The organism is Rhodanobacter sp. ANJX3 (assembly GCF_014200755.1).
Lineage (GTDB): Bacteria > Pseudomonadota > Gammaproteobacteria > Xanthomonadales > Rhodanobacteraceae > Rhodanobacter.
The window spans coordinates 1-9,654 of sequence record NZ_JACHCM010000016.1; the positions used below are offsets into that span (position 1 = coordinate 1).

General features: G+C 58.8%; 3 protein-coding genes and 2 pseudogenes. All 5 read left to right on the plus strand.

Translation table 11 applies throughout. From position 1 onward, the window contains the following. Nucleotides 1–95: 95 nt before the first annotated feature. A pseudogene (locus HDE76_RS20405) lies at nucleotides 96–798 on the plus strand (IS1595 family transposase); the annotation flags it as partial. Between the two features lie 177 nt (nucleotides 799–975). Next, nucleotides 976–1,307: pseudogene (gene tnpA, locus HDE76_RS20410) on the plus strand (IS200/IS605 family transposase). Between the two features lie 259 nt (nucleotides 1,308–1,566). Continuing rightward, entirely contained in the window at nucleotides 1,567–2,928 is a 1,362-nt protein-coding gene (locus HDE76_RS20415) for a serine hydrolase domain-containing protein (protein ID WP_184510207.1), read from the plus strand. A gap of 278 nt (nucleotides 2,929–3,206) precedes the next feature. After that, nucleotides 3,207–4,862 (plus strand): cyclic peptide export ABC transporter, encoded by a 1,656-nt coding sequence (locus HDE76_RS20420; protein ID WP_255481710.1) that lies wholly within the window; start codon nucleotides 3,207–3,209, stop codon nucleotides 4,860–4,862. 64 nt (nucleotides 4,863–4,926) lie between these two features. Then, nucleotides 4,927–9,654 (plus strand): non-ribosomal peptide synthetase (locus HDE76_RS20425; RefSeq protein WP_255481711.1); only part of this gene is annotated, 4,728 nt, incomplete at its 3' end.

The window sequence follows — 9,654 nt, forward strand, 5'->3', positions numbered from 1 at the left end:
GTTCTTCGGTAAATCGCTTCTTCACGTCCAATCTCCGTCAGTAGGGGGATTGGACTCCAAACCTATGTGCTACTCAAAATCGGGGGGGCGTCGCCTGGATGCTGGCCCTCCACCTGCTGATCGCGACCAAGACCAAGATGGCGACGGCCGGAGCTGATGCGGCATCTGGGTGTGAACTACAAGGCGGCCTGGCGCATCAACTAAAAGATCATGCAGTCGATGACCGAGCGCGAGGCATCGCGCCAGTTGTCCGGCTTTGTGCAGATCGACGACGCCTATCTGGGCGGCGAGCGCAACGGTGGCAAGCCGGGTCGCGGCTCGGAGAACAAACAGGCGTTCCTGATTGCCATAGAGACCGATGTCGGTCTGGAGCATCCGGTACATGCCGTCATCGAGCCGGTACGTAGCTTCGACGATGACAGCATCAAGGACTGGCGGGCACGTCATCCGGCGCCCGACGCCGAGGTCTTCAGTGACGGCTTGCGTTGCTTTCGCCGCTTTGTCGATGCCGGACATGCCCGCACCGTACTGGAGACCGCCGGCGGACGCGCCGCCTGCGAGGTACGTGGCGCGTGTTGGGTAAACGTGCTGCTGGGCAACGTCAAGCGCGCCATCAGCGGGAGCCACCACGCTATCCGCCAGGGCAAATACGCGCGGCGCTATCTGGCTGAAGCCGCCCGTCGCTTCAACCGCCGGTTCTGTCTGTGTGAGATGGTGCCGCGCTTGGCGCGTGCATTGATGGTGTGCAAGCCACATCCGGAGCCGGTTCTACGCAGGTCGAGCAATTTTCATGGCTGAGGATAAGTGCTAAACCAATCGGGAGTTCCGCCGGCTCTGCCGGGTAGGCAGTAGAAGTTTGACGATCGGAGAAACTCCGATTCGTGAGCCGCCAAGCACACGAGAGGAGAATCACCGATGGACGAGTACGAAAGCTTAAATCACACGCAATAGGAGTACCTGTATCACGGGGTGTTCATGTCGAAATAATGTCGTCGTCGAACGTTGTACGTCCAGCTTCGAAAGTATCTTGGAGAGGTGTTTCGTCGGTTGGCGGAGCAGAAGAAAGCCGCGTGCAGGAAGGCCATTTGATGCTGGATCACGTACATATGATGCTGTGCATTCCACCAAAGTATACGATGTCGTAGGTGGTGGGCTTCATCAAGGGAAAGAGCGCGATCCATCTGGCGCAAGTGTAAGGCCAGCGCAAGCGTAACTTCGTGGGGTAGAGCTTTTGGGCGCGAGGGTATTTCGTCTCGACCGTGGGTTGAGAAAAATAGATGATCCGAGCGTACATCCGCAATCAATAGGCAGAGAATTGGCGGTTGGAGCAGCTTCAATTACTGAGGTAGGCCTGCCACCGTCGGGTGGCCATACCAGAGGGGCCGCGTCAGCGACCCCGTCCAAGCCGCTTCGAGCGGCTCATACAACTACAGCCCCCAGCTTTGCCCGGGGATACTTACTCAGGTAAGCTTTTCCAAGGTGTCTTGGGAGAGGCTATTCCAAGCACACCTCCGTTCTTGCCAAGTCCCTACAGGAAAATGGATGAGATTCGCATGGCGACCATGGATGTTTGCGCTCATTTGCGCGGTTTCTTCGACTGCTTCGGCGCGCGCCATGCATCGCGACATGGACGCATTTCTACGAGCCAACTTTCCCGACACGGAGCCAGGTGCATCGGTAATTGTCGTCAAGGACGGCAAGGTATTGTTTCGGCGCGCATACGGACTTGCCGATGTCGAACTGAAGGTGCGGTCGGATCCTTCTATGGTTTACTGCATAGGGTCCCTCACGAAGCAATTCACCGCTGTTGCGATCCTAAAGCTGGTTAGCGAGGGCAAGATTTCTCTCTCCGAAGACTTCCGAGCCTACCTTCCAGATTATCCGAAGGTTGGTCCACGAGTTACGATTGAGCAGTTGCTAAATCAGACCTCTGGCGTGAAAAACTTCGTCGAGCTCAGCACATGGCGACAAACCATGCAGAAAGAGCTGGATCTCGACCGCTTAATTGATTTTTTTAAAGCTTTTCCTCTCGACTTCATGCCGGGTGATGCGTGGCATTACAGTAATTCGAATTACGTTTTGCTGGGTGCTGTTATCGAGCGAGTTTCTGGGCTTCGATATGGTGATTTCATGCGCACTAAGCTGTTTCTTCCGCTAGGCATGAAGCATACGGTCTACGCTGAAGGCGGTGAGATAGTTCAGGGATCGATGCGTGGGTATGCCCGGCGTCTTGGGCGACTGGTTGACGCGCAATACGTAAGTACCACTCAACTCTACTCTGCCGCCGGCGTACGTTCTTCGGTCGACGATCTAGCTCTTTGGAATACCAGCCTTGAGAGTGGAAAGGTCATACCTCTTACCTTGATGAACAAGGCTTGGACTTCAGGACGACTAAACGACGGCACGGCGACAGGCTATGGGTTCGGCTGGGCGATCTGGCAATGGCAAAACCGGAAGGTCGTCGGCCATGACGGAAATATCTTCGGCTTTCTCTCTTCCATGGTTCGTGTTCCGAGCGACAATTTGTTTGTAGCGGTGCTCGCTAACTCCACGAATAGCACAGTGTCGCCGAACGACATTAGCATGAAGTTGGCCGCGCTAGCGCTTGGCATAGAGCCGGCGCAACCGAAACGCATTCCTGTGGCCAACGAGATTATGGACCGGTACGTTGGATCTTACCGGGGTGGCAAAAGTGAAAACTGGCGAGTCCGCCGTGTTGGTGATCAGCTCGAACTCCAGCGAAACGATGACGAATGGGACAAGGTATTCGCGATTGGTCGGGATACGTTTTTAGTTGAAAAGAGCCATGATCGCGTCACGTTCGTCGACATTCTAAGTGGTCGCTCATCGAAAATCGTAGTTGAGGGTAATTTTTCCGGTATTGAGCGAGCGACTCGCATTGTTGCAACAGACACGGACCTCAAGTAATTGTGTGAAGAAAAGTTAAAGTTCAAGAACTGCGCGTTCAAGTCACATAATTTGAGAAATATGGTGATAACCTCGCAGGGACGACGCTTCGATGTGAGCGGCGTCTCGCTTAGAATCAATAACGATGTCTTTGTTGAACGCCTCTAAGGCTGAGCCGAATGGGAGCGTTGGGTCATCTTCGCGGCGCCTCGTTCGTCAAAGACGGGACATCGCTCGAGACCATTAATTTCAATAAAGTGCTCACGGAACGACTAAGAACATGACGGAGCGATTGTTCAATGTTTATTGGAGCTTTTCTGGTAAGACACCGATCACGTCTTATCATCAGTGCGGTATTGTCACTGATCAATGCGGCGCTCACTTTTTTGCTCTTGATGCTGATCAATCGGATTGTCGCAGTAGGTGTCAAGCAAGTTGCGCCTATGGATCTGCTGAGCGGTGTGGGTTGCTTAGTGGGGCTGCTTTGCGTGGGTTTCGCATCGCAGTCGCTGCTTGCTCATCTAGGCGGCGAAATGGTGGCCGATCTTCGATCCGAGTTGTCGAGCCGATTCATCCGCGTCGAATATGAGCGGTTGCGGGAATACAAATCGCCGATATTGGGATCTTTGATCGAAGACATCGGCCGCATTGCACCGTTAGCGCTGATCGTGCCTCAGCTTGCTTATCAAGCGCTTTTGGTTGTCTTATATTGCGGCTACATGGTTGCTATTTCGCCGTTGCTTTTCGCGGTGCTCGCATCGTTTATCTCACTTGTTGCTTTTGCTTCTGTAATCTTTTCCTCTGCAATCGGAAAAGCCTTCGATGCGCATCGCGAATCCGAAGAGGCCGTCTTCGACTGCTTTCGCGCAATCAGCGATGGAAAGAAAGAAATGTCGGTGAGCTCGCCGCGCGCTGAGCACTTCACCGGTTCGGTGCTTAAGCCAGCCATTGCGGCAGCACGAGTGACGATGGTCGCTGCGCATATTCGCGTGGGGTTCAATAATGCTTGGTCGGTGACTGTCTCGTATGCTTCGGTCTTCGCCATTGCGTATACCGGTCGCGCCGTATTTCACTTAACCGACAACGTTCTTACCCACTTCGTCGTTGTGGCGTTGTTCTTGATGGGGCCCATCGCCTTCGTTACCCAGATGGCTCAACAAGTGGCCACGGGTATGGCAAGCGTACGGCATCTAAACCGATTGGGCTTAATTCTCGAAACATCTATCACTACACCGGTGGCTTCGGCTTCGGAGTTGCTCAACGATTGCTGGGAACAACTTGTGCTGCAAGGCGTGCGTTATGTGCATCCTTCCAGTGCCAGCGACGGTTATGAACTCGGCCCGCTGGATTTGACCATCCGTCGTGGCGAGACCTTATTCCTGGTCGGCGGCAACGGTGGAGGTAAGTCGACCCTCCTTCTCTTGCTATGCGGCCTGCTTACTCCGACCGCTGGGCAGATACTCATCGACGGTGTGCCGGTGCGAAATAATATCGCCGCTTACCGTCGACTTTTCGCTGGCGTGTTCGGCGATTTTCATCTTTTCGCGGACGTAGTGAACGATCAAGGTCACTCGGTCGATGACGATACCGTCGCAGCATGGTTACACGCTCTGATGCTTGGCGACAAAGTCTCATCCTCGCAAGGGCGGCTTTCCGAGCTTTCTCTATCGACTGGTCAACGCAAGCGTCTTGCTTTGCTGCAAACGCAGGCTCAAGACCGCACGATCTACTTCTTCGATGAATGGGCCGCTGATCAAGACGCCCATTTTCGTAATCACTTCTATCGATCAATTCTTCCTACGATGAAGCGCATGGGGAAGACGCTCATCGTGATCTCCCACGACGACCGCTACTTCGACGCAGCCGACCGCGTTGTCAAATTGGATAGCGGACGCATCGTAGCCACCGACTTCAATGCCGCCGCAGAGCGAGGAGAACCGGCGGAAGCCATCTGATCGAAAGGGAAAGCCCTATGCGGGCAGACAGGCTTTGATGGATTCGAATTAGAGATCAACAACCATGAGCGTAATTGCACCGACGGATCGATGTGCCGGCCACTCAGTGTCGATTGGACGTTTACCGCTTTCATCCGCTCAGATGGAACTATGGGTCGCCCAATTGATGACACCCGATCGTTCTTTCTCGATCGGAGCTTACGCAGACGTCGAGGGTTTCGTCGATGCGTCTTTGTTGAATGACATGGTGGCTCAGGTTATTGCGGCTAATCCGGCGCTGCGTTCTCGCGTCGAGGTCATTGATGAAGATGTCGGTATCGTCGGCTTGCCTGTACCGAGCTGCCCATTGCTCACGCTCGAAGTTGCCAGCAGGGACGAGGCGATATCCTGGATATCGCACGACATGTCGACAGCACGTTCGCCCGAGGCGGCCGACCTATCACGCTTCGTATTATTGCGATGGGCTCCAAACCGATACGTCTGGTATCAGTGCTATCACCACCTCTTTATCGATGGTCGTAGCGTCGCGTTAGTCGCACGCGATATCGGCGCGCGATACGCAGCACACCGGAGTGACGCGGGTAACACGTCCCATGAAGATCCGATTCGCGCGGATGCCGTGGTTACCGACTCCCTATCATTTGCGCCGCCGCGCAGCTCCGATGCATCGTTCTGGCGAGACTATCTCGCAGGTTCGTTCGACGCATCGACACTTCAGCGCCGCTATTGGCCTTCCACCGACACGCTGGACCGAGCTGCCTACGAGCGCCGATGGGATGGCAAGGAGCGGCTGAAGTTGGTCGCCTCTCGGCACGGTGTGCCTGAGTCGAGCGTGTGGATGGCGATCGTCGTATCGATCCTTCGCTCACTTGTCGATTGCGACGATCTTCAGCTCAGCCTGCCAGTGGCCGGGGTCTCAAGACAGGCTCGATCCGTGGTTGGCATGGCATCCAATATCGTGCCGCTCCGCGTGCAGGTCGCGCCTGCGATCGGCATCGTTGCACTTGCGCAGCAACTGGCGCAAGGCATGCGCCGTATCGTGCGGCGGCAGTCGTATCGTGGCGAGGCCATTCGTAGGGAACACGGCCTTGGCAGCGGATGGTTCGGACCCGCGATCAATGTCATGGATTTCGATTGCGGCCCGGCGTTTCCGGGCTGCCAGTTTGTCTGGCATACGCCGACGATCGGGCCGTTCGACGACCTCAGCATCGCAGTGGTCGATTACGGCGATGGCATGTCTTCGCAGATACTGCTGAGCGACGACACGGGCGGCCATACACAATCCCAGCTCGCCGCTTATGCCGATGCCATGGTCGCCGTGGCCGAGCGTCTTCTGCACGACGACGATCCGACGGTGGCCGATCTGCCCGACATTTGGTGCCCGTCAGTCAACGCTGTCTTGGCAACGACACCGTACGCCTTGCGCAGGCGCAAAGGCGATGGCGGTTTTCTTCAGTGGACGACGCGTGCGGATGTGCATGCGATGTTCCAAGCTGTCGTCCTCGATGAGCATGCCGATAACACGTTTCCATGGCCTCGTATCGCCTTCGGCGAAAGCGCCATCAGCGTCACGCGGGTAGTGTCGTTGAACGAGCGTGCATGGCATCCACCCGGGCATTTACTCGCGGTAACGGACGAAGGATGGACGGTCGCCACAGGCGACGGCGATATCCTGTTGAGTGGATTTCTCGGTGAGGACTTGCAGCCCGAACATCCTTCGGCCGCTTCGCATCGGTTCGGACTTCATCCCGGTGATCGTTTGCCGGAAGGTGTCGCGGCAACGCCCGACACCTCATGCTTCGCGCTGGCTTCAATCCACGATGCCGAACCGTTTTGGGCAGCGCGATTGGCTCGCTACCGTTCGCAGCGCATTCCCGGCCTTGCGATGGACGAAGCCGGTTCGACGCAACACGTAACAGCGTGGTGCGATTTACCGGAGTGCGCGCGTAATCGGAATGGATACGGCGTCGATGTTTTTGTGGCGGCGCTCGCTGCTTACATTTCGCGTGCGACCGGTGAAACAGCCATACAGATGGGGTGGCGAGTTGAATCGCACGCGTCGACCGGCGATCTCGTCGCTTCGTTGGCAAAATGCGTCCCGCTGGAAATCGAGGTCGATTATTCGTCGACGCTGGACGAACTCGCGCAGCTCGCGGCAGCCGAGCGAGCATGCGTGACAGGTCATGCTTCGTATTTTATCGAGCTTCCCGTTCGGCATCCTTTGTGCCGAGCGAATGCCGCTTTGCGTCGCGCGCAACCGTGGCAGGTTGGTATCTGCATCGCGTTGGCCGACGAACAGCCATTGGCAAACCTGATTACAGGGCGTGAGCTCACGCTCCAGATCTGTCTGGCAAGTATGTGTTATCGATGGATTATTGCCGGCGATCATGCGGATCGTGCCTCGGTCCACTTCGTCACCGAAGGCGTGGAGCGTCTGTTGCATGAAGGCTTGGAGCAGGCACACGTCGCTGTGCCGGTCGCTCAGTTACCGCTACTCGGTGTGCGCGAATCACGATACGTCATTGAGCATCTGAACGCGACCACAGCGGTGTATCCCGAAGGGCGGTGTCTGCACGAGCTGTTCGAGTTGCAAGTAGCGCGGGTACCGCAGGCGCACGCCCTGATGCACAGGGGCCAGCCGTGGACCTATGCGCAGTTGGATCACGAGGCGGACCGTCTGGCACAGGTACTGGTGTCGGAAGGGGTGGGCCGGGCGAGCCTGGTCGGTCTGTGCGTGGACCGCACGCCCTGGCTGATCGTCGGCATGCTGGCGATTCTCAAGGCCGGCGGGGCGTATGTGCCGCTGGACCCAGCCTATCCGACCGGCCGCTTGCAGTGGGTATGCGAAGACGCCGCACCGCGTTGGCTGGTATGCGACGCGACCGGCCGTGCGGCACTGGGCGATGCCGCGCTGACACAGCGATGTGTACTCGACGTCGCCACCGCCGGTACCCGCGCCACCGCCGCCCGCGCCGTACGTCCGGTCGACGGGAGCGACCGCGACGTCGCCTACGTGATCTACACCTCCGGCTCGACCGGCACACCGAAGGGCGTGCTGATCGAGCATGCGCAGGCGACCAACCTGGTGTACTGGGCGATGGACGCGTTCGATGCCCACGAGCGCGCTCGCGTAGCGTTCTGTACCTCGGTGCAGTTCGACCTGTCGGTGTTCGAATGCTTCGTGCCGCTGTGCAGCGGCGGCACCGTCTACCTGCTGGACGATGCGCTCGCCTTGCCGTCCGTGGCACACGATGTGACCCTGATCAACACCGTGCCCTCAGCGATCGGCGCGTTGCTGGACGGTGCCTTGCCGGCAACCACCACGGCAACCGTCAACCTCGCCGGCGAACCCTTGCGCAGCAGTCTGGTGGAGCGTCTGTTCGCGCACACGGCCGTGTCGCGCATTTGCAACCTGTACGGCCCGTCAGAGACGACCACGTATTCGACGTGGACGGCCATGCATCGGGATGAGCCGCGCGAGGAGACGATCGGACGACCGCTGGCGAACACCCAGATCTACCTGCTCGACGCGCACGCGCAGCCGGTACCGCTGGGCTCGCCCGGCGAGATCTACATCGGCGGTCGCGGCGTGGCACGCGGCTATCTGGGGCGAGCGGAACTCACGGCGAGCCGGTTCGTGCGCGACCCGTTTACGAGCGCCGCCGATGCGCGGATGTACCGCACCGGCGACCTGGCGCGCTACCTGCCCGACGGACGGCTAGTCTACCTGGGACGCAACGATCACCAAGTGAAGATCCGCGGCTTCCGCATCGAGCTGGGTGAGATCGAAGCGCGGCTGATCGCGCACGACGCCGTGCGCGAAGCGATAGTGACTGTGGCACCGGGTGGCGAGGACACACAGCCACGCTTGCTGGCCTATCTCATCGGCACCGCCGTCGATGCAGGAACGCTGCGCGAGCACCTGGCCACCGGCCTGCCCGAGTACATGCTGCCGGCGGCGTACATCTGGCTGGACGCGTGGCCGCTGACACCCAATGGCAAGCTCGACCGCCAGGCGCTACCGCAACCGGACGAAGCCGCCTACGCACGGCATACCTATGAAGAGCCGCAAGGCGACATCGAGATCGCCCTGGCGCAGTGGTGGAGCGAGCTACTGGGCGTGGCGAAAGTCGGTCGTCGCGACGACTTCTTCGCCTTGGGCGGTCACTCGTTAGTAGCTATGCGGCTGCTCTCGCGCCTGCGTCAGCGCTTCGCTATAGACCTGCCGCTGGCGACCGTCTTTGAGCGGCCGGTGCTGGCCGCGCTGGCCGCAGCGTTGACTGCGACAGGTACACACGCGGCATCGACCGCCATCGCACCGCGCGCACCCGACACGGCGCCAAGCCTGTCGTTCGCGCAGCAGCGCCTGTGGTTCCTGTCGCGGATGGGTGCGGCGGCGGGCAGTTATCACCTGCCGCTGGTGCTGCGTCTGCGCGGTGCGCTGTCGCCGATGGCTTTGCGCGCGGCGCTGGGCGCGTTGCTGGTGCGGCACGAAGCCTTGCGCACGGTCTTCATCGATCACGATGGCGAGCCGCAAGCGCGCCTCCTCGGCACGGACATCGCATTGCCGTGGACCGTGGTGGATCTGCGCACGGAACCGGCGACGTTGTCCGCCCACGTGCAGACCGCCATCGGCGAGGCCTTCGATCTGGCCGTAGGTCCGCTGATCCGGGCGCATCTATACCGCACCGGTGACGACGAACACGTACTGCTGTTGACCCAGCACCACATCGTGTCGGACGGCTGGTCGATGGACATTCTGCTGCGCGAGCTGGTGGCCTGCTACGAGGCC